The organism is Pseudomonas sp. P4_D7 (genome assembly GCF_056401755.1).
The window spans coordinates 12,916-32,833 of the sequence record NZ_JBFUIR010000013.1; the positions used below are offsets into that span (position 1 = coordinate 12,916).

Below are 19,918 nucleotides of genomic sequence, written 5' to 3' on the forward strand. Positions count from 1 at the left end.
AGGCGTTTGTAAAAAAAGTGAGTCGCCGTAAGGGCGAAACCCTAAGCCGCCGTTACCGCAGCAACGGATATGCCCCCAAAACGATCAAACAACATCAACCCCAACGTGAATCGCATCATGCCGCCAAAACTCCAGATCACAATCAATCAACCGCTCATGCTGATCGTAATTGACCCGAGCAATCCGCAACCCCGGACTCCCCACCGACACCCGCAAAGCCGCCGCCGCATCCACCGACAATGACGTAGGCACAATCTCAAAGCGCACCCGCCCATAGTGCAAATCGTAATGCCGCGCATACAACTCGGTGATCGACTGATTCAAATCAAACTCAAGAATCCCCGGAAAAAACTGCGGATTCAAATAATGCTCCACATACAACACCAACCGCCCATCAATCCGCCGCGACCGGCAAATCTGAATCACGCTCGACAACGCCGGCAACTGCAACCACGCACACACCGCAGCCGAAGCCGGCTGCAACCGCGCCGAAATCACCTCGGTCGACGGCACCCGCCCCTGCGCACTGACCATCGCGTGAAAGTGACTGCGCTGCATCAGGTTATAGGCCAGACGCGGCGGCGAGACGAACCAGCCACGGCGCTCCTCACGATAAATCTGCCCCTGCGCCTCCAGTTGCAGCAACGCCTCTCGCACAGTAATCCGCGTCGTACCGAACAACTCACTGAGTTTGCGCTCGGCCGGCAACTTGCTGCCCGCCGCCAGCAACCCGTGATCGAGCTGCTCTTGCAGCACCTGGCCAATCGCTGTCACCGCTTTTGTTGCCTCATCGCGCATCAACGTTACCTATCTGGACTAGACCAGCACTGTTTCGGGGCAAAACTGCACGGCGATCAAGCCGTTTCCTGATGTTGCAAGCCTAGGCAGTGCAGATGACCAAGAGATGACAAAACTACCGAACGGTCGTCTTCACGACTTGCAATACATCGGCCAAGTCCCTTGCTCTGCGGGCCTTTGGGCATGGTCTACGCTTATCTGGCGGCCGCCAATACCAGGCAAATAAAAGGCCTGACACAAGGCCGCCGACATCAAAGTGTCATCCAGCCCCCTTAAATTGGCTCAGGTATTGCTGACCTAGACCAACACACACCGCAATCGCAGCGTTGAACACGACCAAGGAGCTTCGGAATGAAACAGCTTTTCCTGGCAACACTGTTAGGCTCGACCATTGCAATGTGCACCTCCGCCATGGCGGCCGGCACCGATCTGAAAACCCTCGAAGCCGCTGCGAAAGCGGAAGGCGCCGTCAACAGCGTCGGCATGCCCGATGACTGGGCCAACTGGAAAGGCACCTGGGAAGACCTGGCCAAGACCTACGGCCTGAAGCACATCGACACCGACATGAGCTCGGCCCAGGAAATCGCCAAGTTTGCCGCCGAAAAAGACAACGCCACTGCTGACATCGGCGACGTCGGTGCGGCCTTCGGCCCGATCGCGGTCAAGCAAGGCGTGGTGCAACCGTACAAGCCAAGCACCTGGGATCAAGTCCCGGACTGGGCCAAGGACAAGGACGGCAACTGGGCGCTGGCCTACACCGGCACCATCGCCTTCATCGTCAACAAAAAGCTGCTGCACGGCTCCGAAGTGCCAACCAAATGGGCTGACCTCAAGGGCGGCAAATACAAGGTGTCCATCGGTGACGTGAGCACCGCCGCCCAAGCCGCCAACGGCGTTCTGGCTGCGGCACTGGCCAACGGTGGCGACGAGAAAAACATCAAGCCTGCGCTGCTGCTGTTCGCCGACATCGCCAAGCAAGGTCGCCTGTCGATGGCCAACCCAACCATCGCCACCATGGAAAAAGGCGAGATCGAAGTCGGCGTGGTCTGGGACTTCAACGGCCTGAGCTACAAAGCCAAAATGGCCAACCCGGATGACTATGTGGTGCTGATCCCATCCGACGGTTCGGTGATTTCCGGCTACACCACGATCATCAACAAGTACGCGAAAAACCCGAACGCCGCCAAGCTGACCCGCGAATACATCTTCAGCGACGCCGGCCAGACCAACCTCGCGCGCGGCAACGCCCGTCCGATCCGCGCCGAACACCTGCAACTGCCGGAAGACGTGAAGGCCAAACTGCTGCCGAACGAACAGTACAAAAAGGTCACCCCGATCAAAGACGCCGATGCGTGGGAAAAGACCTCCAAAGCCCTGCCACAGGCGTGGAACGAAGAAGTCATCGTAGAGATGAAATAAGCCTGTAGATCCCTCTTCGGGATCCGCTGGAGTTCCAAATGTGGGAGCGAGCTTGCTCGCGAATGCGGTTATTCATTCAGCATTGATGTTGGCTGACATGACGCCTTCGCGAGCAAGCTCGCTCCCACAAGGGATTGAGTTGATTTCGGAATATTTGAATTTCGCGGAGTTTTTGCCCCTATGAAGCACAACGTCATCCTTGTCGTGCTCGACGGTCTCAACTACGAGGTCGCACGTCACGCCATGGGGCATCTGCAGGCTTATGTTGGCGCAGGACGCGCCGCGCTCTATCAGTTGGAGTGCGAACTGCCGGCCCTGTCCCGACCGCTTTATGAATGCATCCTCACCGGCGTGCCGCCGATCGACAGCGGCATCGTCCACAACAACGTCGCGCGCCTGTCCAATCAGCGCAGCATTTATCACTACGCCCGCGATGCAGGTCTGAAAACGGCTGCGGCGGCGTATCACTGGGTCAGCGAGTTGTACAACCGTTCGCCGTTCGTGGCAGCACGCGACCGCCACACCGACAATCTGTCGCTGCCGATCCAGCACGGGCATTTCTACTGGAGCGATCACTATCCGGATTCGCACCTGTTCGCCGACGCGGAAAACCTGCGCCTGCGCCACGATCCGAATTTCCTGCTGATCCACCCGATGAACATCGACGACGCCGGGCACAAGCACGGCCTCGACAGCTCGCAATACCGCAACAGCGCCCGCTCGGCCGACATTATCCTCGCCGACTACTTGCAGAGTTGGCTCGACGCGGGCTATCAGGTATTGGTGACCGCCGATCACGGCATGAACAACGATCGCTCGCACAACGGCCTGTTGCCGGAAGAACGCCAGGTGCCGCTGTTTGTCCTCGGTGACGTGTTCAGCCTCGACGCTGGCGCCGCACCCAAGCAGACCGAAATCTGCGGCACCGTCTGCGAATTGCTCGGCGTGCCCCACGACAAACCTGTGTGCCGGGGGTTGCTCAAGTGAACTCGATGACTCGCGGCAAATGGCTGGCGGCGCTGTGCCTGGTGCCCTTCGCGCTGTTCTTTATCGTCTTTGAAATCGCCCCGCTGGTCTGGGTGATGATCAACAGCTTGCAATCGGAAGAGTTCGGCTGGGGTTTGGCCAACTTCAGCAAGATCTTCAGCTCGAAGTTCTATTTGCAAGCGATCCAGTACAGCCTCGAAATCAGTTTCTGGTCGAGCGTGTTCGGTATCGTCATCGCCGTTCTCGGTGCCTACTCCCTGCGTCGGGTCGATTCGAAATTGCGCAACTTCGTGAATGCCTTCGCCAACATGACCAGCAACTTCGCCGGTGTGCCTTTGGCGTTCGCGTTCATCATCCTGCTCGGTTTCAACGGCAGCATCACCATCATGTTGAAGCAGTCGGGGATCATTCAGGACTTCAACCTGTACTCGAAAACCGGCCTGATCATCCTCTATACCTACTTCCAGATTCCCCTCGGCGTGCTGCTGCTCTACCCAGCCTTTGACGCCTTGCGTGAAGACTGGCGCGAGTCCGCTGCGCTGCTTGGCGCCAACGGCTGGCAGTTCTGGCGGCACATCGGTTTGCCCGTGCTGACCCCGGCGTTGCTCGGTACGTTCGTGATCCTGCTGGCTAACGCCCTAGGCGCCTACGCTACGGTGTACGCGCTGACGACGGGCAACTTCAACGTGCTGCCGATCCGTATTGCAGCGATGGTCTCCGGCGATATTTCCCTCGACCCGAATCTGGCCAGCGCTCTGGCCGTGGTGCTGGTGGCGCTGATGACCATCGTCACTGTCGTGCATCAACTGCTGTTGAAGAGGAGCTACCATGTCTCGCGCTGAATCCGGCCCGGCCGGCCTCTACCACCGCGTCGTGGTTTATCTGTTGTTCGCCATCCTCTTGCTGCCACTCGTGGGCACGCTGGTTTATTCGATCGCCAGCAGTTGGTCAGCGACCATCCTGCCCAGCGGTTTCACCTTCAAGTGGTACATCCAGTTGTGGAGCGATCCACGCTTCCTTCACGCCTTCGGTCAATCGTTGCTGGTCTGCGTCGGCGCACTGGTGCTTTCAGTGGTGCTGATCCTGCCGCTGCTGTTCGTGGTGCATTACCACTTCCCGAAACTCGATGCGCTGATGAACATCCTCATCCTGCTGCCCTTCGCGGTGCCGCCGGTGGTGTCGTCGGTGGGACTGTTGCAACTCTACGGCTCCGGGCCGATGGCCATGGTCGGCACGCCGTGGATCCTGATTGGCTGCTACTTCACCGTGGCACTGCCGTTCATGTACCGGGCGATCACCAACAACCTGCAAGCGATCAACCTGCGCGACCTGATGGACGCCGCACAACTGCTCGGCGCCAGCACCTTTCAAGCGGCGTTTCTGGTGGTACTGCCGAACCTGCGCAAAGGCCTGATGGTCGCGTTGCTGCTGTCGTTCTCGTTCCTGTTCGGTGAGTTCGTGTTTGCCAACATTCTGGTCGGCACGCGCTACGAAACCCTGCAGGTGTACCTGAACAACATGCGCAACAGCAGCGGCCACTTCACCAGTGCGCTGGTTATCTCGTATTTCTTTTTCGTGCTGGTCCTGACCTGGATCGCCAACATCTTGAACAAGGACAAAAGCGAATGAGCTATGTCAGCGTCCAACACCTGCAGAAAAACTACGCTGGCACGACCGTGTTCAGCGACATCAATTGCGAGATCAACAAGGGCGAGTTCGTCACCCTGCTCGGCCCGTCCGGTTGCGGCAAGTCCACCCTGCTACGTTGCATCGCCGGACTGACGCCAGTCGATGGCGGCAAGATCCTGCTCGATGGTGTCGATATCGTGCCGTTGAGTCCGCAGAAACGCGGGATCGGCATGGTGTTCCAGAGCTACGCGCTGTTCCCCAACATGACCGTCGAGCAGAACGTTGCCTTCGGTTTGCGCATGCAAAAGGTCAATGCCGACGACAGCCATAAACGCGTTTCCGAGGTGTTGAAACTGGTTGAACTGAACGACTTCGCCAGCCGCTATCCGCATCAACTGTCCGGTGGCCAATGCCAGCGCGTGGCCCTCGCCCGCTCGCTAGTCACACGTCCGCGTTTGTTGCTGCTGGACGAGCCGCTGTCGGCGCTCGATGCGCGGATTCGTAAACACTTGCGTGAACAGATCCGGCAGATTCAACGCGAACTCGGCCTGACGACGATTTTCGTCACCCATGATCAGGAAGAAGCGCTGACCATGTCTGACCGGATTTTCCTGATGAATCAGGGAAAAATCGTCCAGAGCGGCGATGCCGAAACCCTCTACACCGCACCGGTCGATGTGTTCGCCGCCGGCTTCATCGGCAACTACAACCTGCTTGATGCCGACGATGCATCAAAGCTGTTGCAGCGCCCGATCAACCACCGCATCGCCATTCGCCCGGAAGCCATCGAACTGAGCCTTGACGGCGAACTCGACGCGCAGATTCGCAGCCACAGCCTGCTCGGCAATGTCATCCGCTACCGGATCGAAGCGCGCGGTGTCGAACTGGTGGTGGATGTGCTCAACCGCTCGGCGGCCGATCTGCATCCCGACGGTCAGCGACTGGCACTTTCCATCGATCCAACGGCCCTGTGTGAGGTAGCCTGATGACTTTGCTGACGTTGAAGAGAGAACTGCACTGATGGCCCTGGCAATTTTTGATCTGGACGAAACGTTGATCCACGGCGACTGCGCCACCCTCTGGAGCGAGCAGATGGGGCGCCTGGGCTGGGTCGATCCCGAATCGTTCATGCGCAAGAACAACGAGCTGATGGACGCCTACAGCCATGGCAAATTGCGCATGGAAGAGTACATGGAGTTCAGCCTTGAACCGCTCATCGGGCGCACGCCGGAAGAAGTCGAGCACTTGGTCGGGCCATGGGTTGAAGACTTTATCGAACCGATCATCTTCAGCGACGCGACCAAGACCATCGCCGCCCACCGCAAGGCAGGCGACCGGATTCTGGTGATCTCGGCGTCGGGCACGCATCTGGTCAAACCGATTGCCGATCGACTGGGCATCGATGAAATTCTGGGGATCGAACTGGAAGTCGCCCATGGCGTTTACAGCGGCCATACCGTCGGCACCCTGACCTACCGCGAAGGCAAGATCACACGCTTGCTGGAATGGCTGGATGCCGAGGAAGAAAATCTGGAAGGTGCGAGTTTCTATTCCGACTCGCGCAATGATCTGCCGCTGTTGCTGAAGGTGGATTTCCCACACGTGGTCAATCCGGACCCAGTGCTGCTGGAACACGCCGAAAAGGCCAACTGGCCAATCCACCTCTGGAAATGACAAAGATTTAATCTGCAATTGCAGGCTGACATTCCGAACCCGAGTTCGACACCATGTGTCAGGTYGATGTACCTCGACAGAACAACTCAGTCAGTCCCCTCTCCCTTTGGGAGAGGGTTAGGGTGAGGGGCTTTTTGCCTTGGTCTCAGCTCAGACTTTCGTCAATCACCAACACCAGTTTGCCAGCCACCTTGTTGCTCGCCAGCTCCGTAAACGCCGCCTCGGCATCCWTCACCGCAAACGCCTTGGCCAACTGCGGACTCAACCGCCCTTCCGCAAACAACGGCCACACCTGCTGACCCAGATCACTCAACAGATCCGCCTTGAACTGATCGTCACGACTGCGCAACGTCGAGCCCAGCAGTTGCACACGCTTGGCCAAGACCTGCGCCAGATCCAGTTTGGCCTCACGGCCGCCCATCAAACCGATCAACACCCAGCGCCCATCGAGCGCCATCAGCTTCAGGTTCAGCGCCGAATAATTACCGCCGACCGGATCGAGAATCACATTGAACGGCCCGAAATCACGCAGGCTCTCCAGATCATCGGTGCGCACCACCCCGCCCTGCGCGCCGAGTGCTTCGCAGTAAGCCAGACGCTCGGCCGAACCGACGCTGACCCAGCACAGATTGCCGAACGCCTTGCACAACTGAATGGCGGCTGAACCGATTCCACTTGCGCCGGCATGCAGGAGAACTTTCTCACCTGGTTTGAGCGCCGCAAGTTGAAACACATTCAGCCAGACTGTTGCATAAACCTCAGGCAATGCGGCGGCCTCGATCAGCGAGACGCCTTCGGGAACCGGCAGCACGTGCCGCCCGTCGACGACCACCTCTTCGGCCATCCCGCCCCCGGCCAACAAGGCGCAAACCCGATCACCGACCTGCCACGCACTCCCCGCGCCGACCTCGCTGATCACCCCGGAGCACTCAAGACCGAGCACTTGGCTGGCACCTGGTGGGGGCGGATAAAGCCCTGCTTTCTGTAATAAATCGGCGCGATTGAGGCCCGCTGCCGCCACTCGGATGCGGACTTGTCCTACATCGCACGTAGGACTCGGCTCTTCAACCCATGCCACTTGACCGTCAACGCCTTGCAATGCCTTCACAGTGCCTCCATAGTGAGTCTGGACTGAGCCCGAAGCTGTAGCGCCGGGCTTTTTGCATTATGCGACCGGCTCTCGTAGAACCGGCGACTTCAAAGACGGCCTAATATGCGTTATCAATTGTCCCCGCGTCGAATCAGCATGAAGCATTTGCTCCCCAGCACCGCCCTCGCTCTTTTCATCGGTATCGGTTTGTTGCCGGTGTCGGGCACTACATTCGCAGCCAACAGCTGGGACAAGTTGCAGCCTGATCGCGATGAAGTCATCGCCAGCCTGAACGTCGTCGAGTTGCTCAAGCGTCACCACTACAGCAAGCCGCCGCTCGACGATGCGCGCTCGGTGATCATCTACGACAGCTACCTCAAGCTGCTGGATCCGTCGCGCAGCTACTTCATGGCCAGCGACATCACCGAATTCGACAAGTGGAAGACCCAGTTCGACGACTTCCTCAAAAGCGGCGACCTCAACGCCGGGTTCACCATCTACAAGCGCTATCTGGACCGCGTCAAGGCGCGTCTGGACTTCGCCCTTGCCGAGCTGAACAAAGGCGTCGACAAGATGGACTTCACCACCAAGGAGACCTTGCTGATCGATCGCAAGGACGCACCTTGGCTCAAATCCACCGCTGAACTCGACGACCTGTGGCGCAAACGCGTCAAGGACGAAGTGCTGCGGATGAAGATCGCCGGCAAAGAGCCGAAGCAGATCCAGGAAACCCTGACCAAGCGCTACAAGAACCAGTTGGCGCGCCTGGACCAGACCCGTCCGGAAGACATCTTCCAGGCGTACATCAACACCTTCGCCATGTCGTACGATCCGCACACCAACTATCTGTCGCCGGATAACGCGGAAAACTTCGACATCAACATGAGCCTGTCCCTCGAGGGCATCGGGGCCGTGTTGCAAAGCGACAACGACCAGGTGAAAGTCGTGCGTCTGGTGCCGGCAGGCCCGGCTGACAAGACCAAACAGGTTGCCCCGGCCGACAAGATCATCGGTGTTGCCCAAGGCAACAAAGAGATGGTCGACGTGGTCGGCTGGCGTCTGGACGAAGTGGTCAAACTGATCCGTGGTCCGAAAGGCACCGTGGTGCGTCTGGAAGTGATTCCGGCGAGCAATGCGCCGAACGACCAGACCACCAAGATCGTGCCGATCACCCGGGAAGCGGTGAAGCTTGAAGACCAGGCCGTGAAGAAGTCCGTGCTCAACCTGAAACAGGACGGCAAGGACTACAAACTCGGCGTGATCGAGATTCCAGCCTTCTACCTCGACTTCAAGGCGTTCCGCGCTGGTGATCCGGACTACAAGAGCACCACTCGCGACGTCAAGAAACTGCTGACCGAACTGCAGAAAGACAAAGTCGACGGCGTGGTCATCGACCTGCGCAACAACGGCGGCGGTTCCCTGCAGGAAGCCACCGAGCTGACCAGTCTGTTTATCGACAAGGGTCCGACCGTCCTCGTGCGTAATGCCGATGGCCGTGTCGACGTACTCGAAGATGAAAACCCGGGCGCGTTCTACAAAGGCCCAATGGCGTTGCTGGTCAACCGCTTGTCCGCCTCGGCTTCGGAGATCTTCGCCGGCGCCATGCAGGACTACCACCGCGCGCTGATCATCGGTGGCCAGACCTTCGGTAAAGGCACCGTGCAGACCATTCAGCCGCTGAACCATGGCGAACTGAAGCTGACTCTGGCCAAGTTCTACCGGGTTTCCGGTCAGAGCACCCAGCATCAGGGCGTGTTGCCGGACATCGACTACCCGTCGCTGATCGACACCAAGGAAATCGGCGAGAGCGCACTGCCGGAAGCCATGCCGTGGGACACCATCCGCGCAGCGATCAAACCGGCGGCCGATCCGTTCAAGCCGTTCCTGGCGCAGCTCAAGTCCGAGCATGACACGCGCACCGCCAAGGATGCCGAGTTCGTGTTCATCCGTGACAAGCTCGCCCTGGCGCAGAAACTGATGGAAGAAAAAACCGTCAGCCTCAACGAAGCCGAGCGCCGTGCCCAGCACGCCGATATCGACGCCAAACAGCTGACGATGGAAAACATCCGTCGCAAGGCCAAAGGCGAAGAGCCGCTCAAAGAGTTGAAGAAGGAAGACGAAGACGCCCTTGCGGCCGCTGACCCGGACAAGGTCAAACCGGAAGACGATGCCTACCTGAGCGAAACCGGGCGCGTGCTGCTGGATTACCTGAAGCTGAGCAATCAGGTGGCCAAGAAGTAAGGTGATGGCAATTTAGTGCTGACGATCCCCGGATCGTCATCAAACAGTCATCATTCTGTCGTGCAATAAAGGACTGGGAGCCATTCTCTTCATCGAGAACGCTCCCAGTCCTTTTTTTATCGCCAGAGATTGCCATGACCACGACCGAACAGCTGAGTGCCTTGAGCTCGATCCTGACTCAAAGCGGTTTACACAGCCTGTTCCAACCGATCATTTGTCTCTCGGAACGGCGCATTCTCGGCTACGAAGCGCTCACGCGCGGCCCTTCCAACAGCCCTCTTCACTCGCCGATCGCGCTGTTCGCCGTGGCCCGTCAGGCCGGGCGTTTGAGCGAGCTGGAAATCGCCTGCCGCCAAAGCGCTTGCCGTCGCTTCAACGAGCAACAACTGCCGGGCAAACTGTTCCTCAACGTCTCGCCGGAATCCTTGCTTGAAGCCGCCCACCAACCGGGGCGCACATTGCAGTTGCTGCAGGATTTCGGCATTCCGCCCAGTCAGGTGGTCATCGAACTGACCGAACAGACGCCCATCGACGATTTCCAGTTGCTGCAAACCGCCTTGCATCACTACCGAGCCATGGGTTTTTCCATTGCACTGGATGATCTCGGTGCCGGCTATTCAAGCTTGCGTCTGTGGTCGGAATTGCGCCCGGACTACGTGAAGATCGATAGACACTTCATCGATGGCATTCATCAGGACGCATTGAAGCGTGAGTTCGTCGGCTCGATTCTGCAAATCGCCAAAGCCTCTCGCGCGCTAGTCATCGCCGAAGGCATCGAGCTGCCGGAAGAGCTCGCGGTGCTGACGGAAATGGGTGTCGATCTGGTGCAGGGTTACTTGCTCGGACGTCCTCAGGAACATCCGCCCCGCGACGCCCGCGCCTTGATGCCCAAACACGACAGCAGCAGCGTTGCGCTGAACGACGAAGGCAGCGACCTCAGCGCCCTGCTCAACGACCAACCGGCCGTGCACCGCGACACACCCACCGCCAACGTGCTGGAGGCCTTCCGCCGCCAGGCCAACCTCAACTCACTGGCGGTACTCGACGAACAAGGCCAACCCTGCGGCATCGTCCACCGCCACTCGTTGTCGGATGCCCTGCTCAAACCGTTCGCCACCGACCTGTTCGCGCGTAAACCGATCAGCCGCCTGATGAACGACGATTTCCTCGCCGTGGAAATGAGCCAGTCACTGCAACAGGTCAGCCGCCTGATCACTAGCCGCGCGCGGCAACGCATCGAAGAAGACTTCATCATTACTCTTAACGGCGGCTACCTGGGTCTTGGCCGGGTGATCGACGTACTCAAACTGATCACCGAACTGAAGATCCAACAGGCGCGTTACGCTAACCCGCTAACCTTGCTGCCGGGTAATGTGCCGATTCAACAATGCCTGACTCGCCTGTTACAGCAGGGTCGCGAGTCGGTCATCTGCTACGTCGACATCGACAGTTTCAAACCCTTCAATGACATTTATGGCTACGGGCGCGGCGATGAAGTCCTGCTGTGTCTGGCGCAATGCCTCAACGAGCGCGTCGACCCGAGCCGCGACTTCGTGGGCCATATTGGCGGCGACGACTTCCTGCTCGTCCTCGGCCCGGAAGACTGGCGCAAACGTGTCAATCAACTGCTTGATGACTTCCAGAGCCAGTGCCGACGCTTCTATCGCCCTGAACACCTTGAAGCTGGCTGCTTCATCGCACCGAATCGCCAAGGGGTGCGGCAGGAGTTTCCGCTGTTGTCGCTATCCATCGGTGTGGTGCACCTACACCCCGAAGCCTGCGCACAACTCGATGCCAGTCAACTCGCGGAAATGGCTTCCCAGGCGAAGCATCATGCGAAGAATATTCCGGGGTACAGCGTGCATGTGATTGACAGTCTTGCCGCGCCCGACCTGCGCCAATCGCAGCTAATTGGCCAATGTTGACTCCTGAAAGCTGTCAAACCCTCAGGCCGCGCGAAGAGGCAGCTCAATCAAATTTGTTTACTGGGTCAACCTTTAGATTTTCGATTTGATACCTCAATAAACAACTCAACAAAACCTGCATAAACTGCCGTTGATCCTCTACATCATCATCGAAATAGGTGGTGATTTTCGTGAATACCGCATCAAAGTCATCATCGACGTCCAAATAGTGTTTCAACGTTTCAACACACCACTCGCGCTCTTCAACGCTATAAGAGAGAAACTCAGGTTTCATAAGAATATCGAATAGCTCGGCAAGCTCCTTCTTATCATTCACGTTCTTTGAAACAATGATTTTTTCACGAGCGTCGTCGTCAGTATTTTCTATATCAAATAGAAACAGCAGACCACGCAAAACAAAATACTCAGGTTTACGTTTCATTCCATAAAATCCGTATAAGAGGTTATCGGCTTGCCGGCTCTATCAAGAATTACTACCGCATGTGTTTGCTGTCCGTAAATGACTCCCCCCCTCTTGTATCCTTCACCTACAATTTTGCCCATATTCATTGGCTCCTTCGACGCGATTTGTCCGTTCCGCCTAAAAATAAGCTGGGCACGATGTATGGCGTTCAGTTGGTCTCGATTACTAAAAAAGTGAGTGGCTGCACTGGGAATTTTTGGCTGCCCTGCTCGCCTTCCGTTGGTGTAAAGCTCTATGACTCCGGTCGATGGATTTCTTCCCGTCACTGAACGTTCTTGCTGAGAGGCCAATGTGGTTTGTTTGCCATGTTTTTCTACGAAGTGTGCGCCTGGTGTGGCTTTCTCCATTTCATCCAAACGCCTAAAAGCATTTGCCTCCGCCAAGTCATCAATCCTCGCTCTACGCTCCTGCGCCGTCATCTTCGGTAGCGCGGGCTCACCCTCGTCAACCTTAGCCCCACCAATACCGCCGGGCACCTCGCAACCCGGCTTATTCGGCGGCGGGCAGTTCGACGTCAACCCCAACGGATCCACCCACCCCGTCGGATTCGGCACGTACTGGTACTGATTCAACCCACCCGCCAACTTGATCGGATCCGGCGTCAGATACCGCCCCAGCCGGGGGTCGTAATACCGATGCCGGTTGTAATGCAGCCCGCTTTCCCCGTCGAAGTACTGCCCCTGAAAGCGCAGCGGCTGGTTCAGGTAGTCCTCGCCGGCCAGTGTCAGCGTGGCGACTTTGCCGTAGGCGTCGTATTGCGCGGACCAAACGATGTCGCCGCTGTAGTCGGTGAGTTCCTGCGGGGTGCCGAGGTGGTCGAGTTGGTAGTAGAAGGGACAGGCTTTTTTCGGGCCTTTGCCGTCGAGCAGCGCCAGCGGGCGGAAGGTGCCGGGTTCGTAGACGTAGCTGCGGTATTCGTGTTCGCTGCTTTCGGCGACGAGGTGATCGCCTTGCCAGAAGAATTCGGTGGTCTCGCCGTTGACGGTTTTGCAGATGCGTCGGCCGAAGGCGTCGTATTGGTAACTGGCAGTCTGGCCGTCGGGGCGGGTCAGGCCGATCAGGCGGTGCTGGCAGTCGTAGCGGTATTCAGTGACGAGTGTCTGCGCGCGGCCGCGACGTTCGCGGATCAGGTTGCCGAAGGCGTCGTAGTCGTAATGACGATCGCCTTGCATCAGCAAGCGATTGCCCTGGATCTGGCTGGGGCCGGGGCGGTCCTGCATCAGCAGGTTGCCGGCCGGGTCGTGGGCGAAGGATTCCGGCAGTTCGTCGCGCGAGTGTCGTACGCGGATCAGCCGGTCGAGGGCGTCGTAGCCGTAGGTGCGCTGGCCGTGGCGGCTGTCGGCGATGTGCGCGAGATTGCCGTTGGCGCTGTAGGCATAATCGCGGCGGTACAACGCATCGCGCTGATGGCCTACGGCGTGGGCGAGTAATCGTCCYTGATCGTCGTAGGAATATTCGCTGAGCAGCAGACCTTGTTGGCGTTGCAGTTCGCGACCGGACTGGTAGACATGGCGGGTCAGCGGCGTGCCGTTGAGGTCAATCCCGTTCAGCGCGCCGCCCTTGGCGTGGCGGTAGTCGAGCACGCTGTTGTCCGGCAGACGCATGCGTTTGAGCTGGCCGCAGGCGTCGTAGCGGTAACGCAGGGTGCCCCAGCCCTGATGCTCGGTGATCAGCCGGTCCTGACGGTCGTACTCGAAGGCCAAAGGATGTTGCTGGCCGTCATCGACCCCAATCAAACGACCGAGGCGGTCGTATTGGTAAGTGATCTTGATGCCGTCGGGCAGGGTTTTGACCAGCAGACGCCCGGCAGCATCGCGCTCATAAGCGGTGAGCAAACAAGAGCCATCATCACCGAACTCGGTCTTTTCCAGCAGATGCCCGTTGAGGTCATAGGCGTACGCGGCACGCCGACCATCAAAACCGCTTTCCTGACGAATCAGCCCGGTCGGCGTGTAATCCAGCCGATACTTTTCCCCGGACTCGTTTTCAATCTCGGTGAGCAGCAGTTGCGCATGGTCATAGCGGTATTGCACCCGCGTGCCGTCGGGGTTGATCCGCCGCGAAACCAGGTGCAGATCGTCGTCGTATTCGTAGCGGGTGATGCGCCCGAGCTCATCGCGCTCGGCGGTGACCTGACCGTAGGCGCCGTAGCTGTAAGCGCGGGTGCTGCCGCCAGGAAATGTCGTCTGAATCAGTCGGCCAACGGCATCCCAATGTTGCCGGGTGACCGCACCGTGTTCGTCCGCAGTCGTGGTCCGCCGCCCCAGTGCATCGTAGGAAAAGCGCCGCACGCTACCTTCGGGCAGGGTTTCCTCGGTCAACTGGCCAAGGCTGTTCCAGACCAAACGATGCCGGCTGCTGTCCGGATAACGGATCGACAGCAACTGCCCCCGGGTGTCGTAGTAGTAATGGGTGACCTGACCGTCGGGGTCGACCGCTTCGGTGACATCGCCCTCGGCATTGCGCCGGTAGATCCACACCGCCTCGCCGCGTGAACGCCGGTACAGGAAACCGTTGCGATACTCGTAGGACGTGGGCGCCTCATCCGGTGGAATCAGCGCGATCAGCCGTCCGACTTCGTCGTAGCGGTATTCGGTGACAGCGCCTAACGCATCCTGCTCGGCGATCAGCCGCCCCGAGGCGTCATAGGCCTTGAGCTGCTCGCCACCATCCGCCGAGACTTGACGCACCAGCCGCGCACGCTCGTCGTGGACGTAGGTCTCTTCGGTGCCATCGACGTAATGCACCGCGACACTGCCGTCATCGTTCCAGACGTAGCGCGTGTCCATCTGCGAGAACGATGCCCAATGCCTGACACAGCGAGAAGCCTTGCCCGACCGCTCCCACTCCCAGAAGAAGCTCGCGCCGCCGGCCAGTTGCCGCTGCAGGATCACGTGAGCGTCGTCGTAGTCGTAACGCTCGCTTTCACCGACGGCGTTGCTCGCTTCGATCAGATGCCGGTACGCGTCGTAGCGGTAACTGACCAGCGCCTGTTCGGTACTCCAGGCACCCTCGCGAAACACCTGATAATCAACACCCAGCAACTGCGCCTGCTCATAGCGCAACAGCAGTGAGCGCCCGGCGCCATTGTCCAGGCGCTGCACCCGGTCAGAGCGATCGCGTTGCACCGTCAGACGATTGCCATAGGCATCGCTGATCGCCGTCAGCCGTCCTGCACGAAAGTGATAAAAGCGCGCCGTGTCGCCGGCCAGCGCCAGGATCAGTTCCTCCGGTTCATCGCCAAGGAAAATCGCCGCCCGCGACAGGCTGTTGTGAATTGCCGGTCGTTCAACGCTCGGCAACGGAAAACGGGTGCGGCGGTTTTCGTGGTCGACCCAGACCACAAATTCGCCTTCAAACGCCAGCCGATGCGCCAGCGAATGACTCCAGCCAAAGCCCAACCCAACATCGATTTCGGCGGCGCTGGAGCGATACAAGCGCGTGAACTCAAACGGCAACACGCCATCGAGCAGCGCATCGTTCAGGGTCAGCAGTTCTTCGCCAGTAACCATCGACACCGGACAACCGTTGGTGCAGGTGCGCGGCACGCAATCGGCGCTGTCGCCGTTGGGGTTTTTCGCCTGGTCCGGTGAGTCGTCGTGATGCTCGTCTTTCTTCAACAAGGTGTTGCGCTGCGCATTCCAGCGCAATTGCATCCGGCCTTTTTTCACCCCGGCGGCGATGCCACGGGCGGCAACGGTTTTGTATTGATCGACGTATTTGATGAACCCTTCGACGATGCCAAACATCGCCTTCACCAAACGCTTTACCGCCGACAGCAATTGCACGGCGCGGTCCGCCAGACGCAGCGTCAGATAAGCGATGCCTGCGCCACCACTGACGAACGTCAAGACGACGCTGATCAGCACATCGATGAGCAACTGCACCATCATCATCGACGCCGCTTCAGCAGTTTTGCCGCCGATTTCACTGGGTGGCAGCATCTCCAGCCAAAGGCTGGCAGTGCGCAGCAATAGACACAGCGCCGCCTCGTCACTGATCAGCAGTTGCAGCTTCTCCATGACCTCGGGCGCGGTTTTCGCCAGCTCGATCAGATCCGCCGCACCACTGCCCAAGCGCTCAGCAAACTGACCGGGATCCTTGAGAATGTCCGAGAGCAAGCCAATGCTGTCCCACACGCCCTCGATCGCCGCCCAACTCCCGGCCAGCATGCCGTTGCCCGCCGCCGTCGCCACCGACTGCGACCACTGTGGCTTGAAACCCTGCCATTCACTGCGCAGCCAGCCATCCAGCTCAGCAGTCAGGCCGTCATAGGCTTTGAACAGGTCCTCGACCTGACCCGAAGTGACAGCGCTGTGCACCTGCACCCGGTAGAATTTGCCAGGTATTCCTTTGAATGAGCCCTTGCCTTGCGCATCAAGGGTGATGGGGGTGGTTTCGCCACTGTCCATGGCGATCACATCGACCACGATATTGCCCAGCGGAATGTCGTAGACCGACTCGAATTTGCTTTCGATCAGCATCGGGCCACTCTTCGGGCACTGGACGACACCGGAGAAAAACGCGTTGTCGGTGCTGCTGACGGCAGTGCTATCGGAGCCGAAGCGAATGATCCGCTCCATGCCCACCAGTGACGGCAGATCCGCCGCGTGGCTGACCTCGTCCGCCGCGCGACTGGCCCAATGCTTGAGCTGTTCGCGGTAAACGCTGAGGGTGTCGGGAAAGCTGTCGAGTGCTTGCTCGATGCGGGTGACGGCGTCCATCAACGCACGCGGGTGGGCGAAGTGGGCTGGATAAGCGGATCAAACATGGGCGTTCCCTCGCGCAAAAAAATTAGGCGCGGGAACTGTGCGGGGGATCAATCGGGAAAGAAGTCAGGCAAGTAGGCGATGACTGTAGGACTTGTCTGTAAAAAACAACTCACAGATAAACAACCGCGCAAAAACGCAAACGCGGCGTGAGGAAAACCTCACGCCGCGTTTGTTCGGGCAGACATAAATGGATTTACAGTGTTGAGTCGCGAGTACTCAGCTCTTTCAATTTGAGCTCCGCCAACGGGTGCCCGGCTTTGGCCGCCATGCCCCACCAGCGTGCGGCTTCGGCAGGATCCGGCGGTTTGCTCGGCGTTCCGGCCAAACTGATCACGCCGACCTGATAAGCCGCTTTGCCATCACCCGCGAGCGCGGCCAGCCGCAACAGGCGCACTCCTTCTTCACGTGCACCCAGGCCGACACCACGAAAGGTCAGGATGTGCCCGTAGAAGCTTTGTGCACCGACATAGCCAAGGTTAGCCATGCGCGCAAACTGACCTTCGAGCCAGCGCCAACCTCGCGGTTGGCGGACAAACCACGACCAGTGAAACAGCCTGCGCGCCAGCCAGTAACTGGCCCGCGCCTTGAGTCGTAAAAACACTCAGGCCTCTGCCGATTCCGGGTACTCGTACTCGAAGACCCTGACCACTTCCGAGGCATGCCAGGAAGCCGCGGCAACGCCGTCGGATGGCCCGGAAAAACGCCCCAGACGTTCAACGCATTCAAAGAAACCCGTGCGCGGCAGGCGACTCGCGCCCTGGCTGATCACCAGCGAACTGCGCAACGGTTGTTCGGCCTTGGCATCCAGCGCGGCCAGATGTTCAAGCGCGGCCGTCAGGGTTTGCATGGCCGGCGTCGGCAATTGCAACCGCTCGAGCAAGGCCCGATAAGTCAGCAGATGGCGCTGGCGACGCGCCTGATCAAGTTCCCCGAGCAATCCGTCCCAATGTTGACGGCTGATGCGTACGCTCACGATTCATCCCTCCACCCTGGCACCGTCAATTCCCAGGCCAGGCTGCGGCGAATCGCGGCGTCGGGCTGACGCTCGCCACTTTCGATCATGGCCAGATAAGACGGGCTGATGCCTACCGTGCGGGCCAGCGCCTCAATGGCGATGCCCTTCCCTTCGCGCAAACTGCGTAGTTGATCCAGACCTGGAAGAATCGCGTCTGGTGAGGCCGCGAGCGGCGTGGCTGCCGGACGCGACGGTGTTTCGTTGATGCCTGCTGCTTTTAGTAGAGCCTGATACTGAGCCCACGGCAGAACCGCGTATTCGGGTTCGCCATCGCGTGCAATTATCTGAATATCCATGACTACCCCGTAGGACAACAACACTTAGCGAGTCGGCACTTTTCCCTAGAAGTGTAATCCTAACAGCGGCCAAGGTCGCGGGGGGTATCTATCTGTAGGTGGGTGCTGAGAATCAGGTTTTTTTCGGCCCCTGCAGTTGCAGTTGCTCGGGGGTATCCGGCAGGCGTTCGACGACTGCCAGTTTTTCCGGTTGCTGACGGTTGCGCCACAGGCGAAACGCATTGAGTTCATCGTCGAGGGTTTTCATCAGCCAGGCGAGGACGGCGATGTCGTCGAGCATGCCAAACACGGGAATGAAATCCGGAATCGCGTCCACCGGGCTGAGGAAGTACATCAAACCCGCCACCACCGACACCAGGGCTTTGCCACTGATAGCGCGGTACTCGCCGCGCCAGTAGGCCAGGCACAATGCCTGAAGCAAGCGTAAATCGTCCTTGAGTTTACCGAGACGATTGCCTTGCGCGGCGCCTTTGCTGGCAACCGCAAACAGTAAGGTCGGTAAACGGCCACGCGCCAGCAGACGGCCGGCCAAGGGCAGGAATCGAGCGAAATTCCACGGAGCTTTCATCTATTCCTCCCGTTGAAATGTTATCCACACAAATTGTGGATAACCTTGTGAACAGAGCTGCATTTCAGCGCTGAAAGCCCCGTTTCATAAGGGCTGCGCTCAGATCGGGCGTTTTTTACTCACATAAAAAACCCCAATATTTCATTGACTTGGCTGCTCAGGGCGGCTAGCGATGGCAGTCTCATTGGCTATGACTCTCCCGACCGCCATCGGTTCGCTCTGTTTACCCTTGCCAAGGTCCAGATGCAACAACGCCCCGCATAAGCGAGGCGTTGTTGACAGACCCGTTACCGATTACTTGGCAGCAGCGGCTTCTTTGGCTGGATCCTTGATGGCCAGCAGTTCCAGGTCGAAGACCAGAACCGAGTTGGCCGGGATTGCCGGGCTTGGCGACTGTGCGCCGTAAGCCAGATCGCTAGGGATGTACAGTTTGTACTTCTCGCCAACGTGCATCAGTTGCAGACCTTCAACCCAACCCGGGATCACGCCGCTCACCGGCAGATCGATCGGGCTGCCGCGCTCGACGGAGCTGTCGAAGACGGTGCCGTTGGTCAGCTTGCCGGTGTAGTGAACGGTCACTACGTCAGTCGGCTTAGGCTGTGGGCCATCAGCTTTCTTGACGACTTCATACTGCAGGCCGGAAGCGGTGGTTGTCACACCAGCTTTCTTGCCATTTTCTTCGAGGAATTTCTTGCCGGCGGCTGCCGACTCTTCGCTCATCTTGGCCATACGCTCTTCAGCACGCTTCTGCAGCGCGGCGAAGGCTTCGACCAGTTCTTCATCTTTCAGCTTCTGTTCTTTCTTGCCGACGGCATCTTCGATGCCCTGGGCTACCGCTTTGGAGTCCAGATCATCCATGCCTTCCTGAGCCAGGCTCTTGCCCATGTTCAGGCCGATACCGTAGGAAGCTTTTTGCGCCGGGGTTTTCAGCTCTACGCTGGTCTGCGAATCACAACCCGCGAGGACCAGGCTAACCAGGGCAACCGCCGCCGCCAACCGATGCTGTTTCATGCTATTTCCTTGTTCATGCGCCGAAAGGGC

General features: G+C 58.7%; 17 protein-coding genes. 8 read left to right on the forward strand and 9 right to left on the reverse strand.

The genetic code is table 11. From position 1 onward, the window contains the following. Positions 1-84 precede the first annotated feature (84 nt). Complete coding sequence (locus tag AC1DVF_RS10805) at positions 85-798, reverse strand: UTRA domain-containing protein (RefSeq protein ID WP_064121017.1); 714 nt, start codon at positions 796-798, stop codon at positions 85-87. Positions 799-1,149: 351 nt separating this feature from the next. Here AC1DVF_RS10805 and AC1DVF_RS10810 point away from each other — a divergent pair, with 351 nt between their 5' ends. The 6 genes from AC1DVF_RS10810 to AC1DVF_RS10835 all read left to right on the forward strand — a co-directional run bounded on the left by AC1DVF_RS10810 (position 1,150) and on the right by AC1DVF_RS10835 (position 6,507). Further along, positions 1,150-2,217 (forward strand): ABC transporter substrate-binding protein, encoded by a 1,068-nt coding sequence (locus AC1DVF_RS10810; RefSeq protein ID WP_093441622.1) that lies wholly within the window; start codon positions 1,150-1,152, stop codon positions 2,215-2,217. Between the two features lie 180 nt (positions 2,218-2,397). After that, complete coding sequence (locus AC1DVF_RS10815) at positions 2,398-3,204, forward strand: alkaline phosphatase family protein (RefSeq protein WP_477782447.1); 807 nt, start codon at positions 2,398-2,400, stop codon at positions 3,202-3,204. 5 nt (positions 3,205-3,209) lie between these two features. Then, on the forward strand, positions 3,210-4,046 hold the full coding sequence (locus AC1DVF_RS10820; RefSeq protein ID WP_178087434.1) for an ABC transporter permease: 837 nt from the start codon (positions 3,210-3,212) through the stop codon (positions 4,044-4,046). Continuing rightward, a complete protein-coding gene (locus AC1DVF_RS10825) occupies positions 4,033-4,833 on the forward strand; it encodes an ABC transporter permease (protein ID WP_007916333.1) in 801 nt (266 codons plus the stop codon). The genes AC1DVF_RS10820 and AC1DVF_RS10825 overlap by 14 nt, the downstream gene beginning before the upstream one ends. Next, complete coding sequence (locus AC1DVF_RS10830; RefSeq protein WP_099758418.1) at positions 4,830-5,819, forward strand: ABC transporter ATP-binding protein; 990 nt, start codon at positions 4,830-4,832, stop codon at positions 5,817-5,819. The genes AC1DVF_RS10825 and AC1DVF_RS10830 overlap by 4 nt, the downstream gene beginning before the upstream one ends. Positions 5,820-5,853: 34 nt before the next feature. Further along, the gene (locus tag AC1DVF_RS10835) at positions 5,854-6,507 is read left to right on the forward strand and encodes an HAD family hydrolase (protein ID WP_460098181.1); all 654 of its coding nucleotides are present in this window, start codon (positions 5,854-5,856) and stop codon (positions 6,505-6,507) included. A gap of 145 nt (positions 6,508-6,652) precedes the next feature. On the opposite strand, the gene AC1DVF_RS10840 is transcribed toward AC1DVF_RS10835, so the two are convergent. Further along, on the reverse strand, positions 6,653-7,615 hold the full coding sequence (locus AC1DVF_RS10840; protein ID WP_477782448.1) for a zinc-binding dehydrogenase: 963 nt from the start codon (positions 7,613-7,615) through the stop codon (positions 6,653-6,655). 138 nt (positions 7,616-7,753) lie between these two features. Here AC1DVF_RS10840 and AC1DVF_RS10845 point away from each other — a divergent pair, with 138 nt between their 5' ends. Next, entirely contained in the window at positions 7,754-9,838 is a 2,085-nt protein-coding gene (locus AC1DVF_RS10845; protein WP_175559678.1) for a carboxy terminal-processing peptidase, read from the forward strand. 134 nt (positions 9,839-9,972) lie between these two features. Continuing rightward, a complete protein-coding gene (locus tag AC1DVF_RS10850; protein ID WP_477782449.1) occupies positions 9,973-11,763 on the forward strand; it encodes a bifunctional diguanylate cyclase/phosphodiesterase in 1,791 nt (596 codons plus the stop codon). Between the two features lie 43 nt (positions 11,764-11,806). Here the strand turns inward: AC1DVF_RS10850 and AC1DVF_RS10855 are convergent, their stop codons facing one another. The 7 genes from AC1DVF_RS10855 to AC1DVF_RS10885 form a co-directional block, all read right to left on the reverse strand. After that, positions 11,807-12,184 carry a hypothetical protein gene (locus AC1DVF_RS10855; RefSeq protein WP_093441580.1) on the reverse strand — a complete coding sequence of 126 codons (378 nt, stop codon included), beginning with the start codon at positions 12,182-12,184 and terminating at the stop codon, positions 11,807-11,809. Then, positions 12,181-16,950, reverse strand: a complete 4,770-nt coding sequence (locus AC1DVF_RS10860) for an RHS repeat-associated core domain-containing protein (protein WP_477782450.1) — start codon at positions 16,948-16,950, stop codon at positions 12,181-12,183. The genes AC1DVF_RS10855 and AC1DVF_RS10860 overlap by 4 nt, the downstream gene beginning before the upstream one ends. 241 nt (positions 16,951-17,191) lie before the next feature. Further along, entirely contained in the window at positions 17,192-17,599 is a 408-nt protein-coding gene (locus tag AC1DVF_RS10865; protein WP_477782451.1) for an SEL1-like repeat protein, read from the reverse strand. Then, entirely contained in the window at positions 17,600-17,971 is a 372-nt protein-coding gene (locus AC1DVF_RS10870) for a hypothetical protein (RefSeq protein ID WP_003223109.1), read from the reverse strand. Then, positions 17,968-18,309: a helix-turn-helix domain-containing protein gene (locus tag AC1DVF_RS10875; RefSeq protein WP_093440125.1), complete on the reverse strand. Its 342-nt coding sequence runs from the start codon at positions 18,307-18,309 to the stop codon at positions 17,968-17,970. Before AC1DVF_RS10875 ends, AC1DVF_RS10870 begins: the two co-directional genes overlap by 4 nt. 112 nt (positions 18,310-18,421) lie before the next feature. Beyond that, a complete protein-coding gene (locus tag AC1DVF_RS10880; RefSeq protein WP_007919749.1) occupies positions 18,422-18,877 on the reverse strand; it encodes a YkvA family protein in 456 nt (151 codons plus the stop codon). A 294-nt stretch (positions 18,878-19,171) separates the two neighbouring features. After that, positions 19,172-19,888 (reverse strand): FKBP-type peptidyl-prolyl cis-trans isomerase, encoded by a 717-nt coding sequence (locus tag AC1DVF_RS10885; protein ID WP_007919751.1) that lies wholly within the window; start codon positions 19,886-19,888, stop codon positions 19,172-19,174. Between the last annotated feature and the right edge of the window lie 30 nt (positions 19,889-19,918).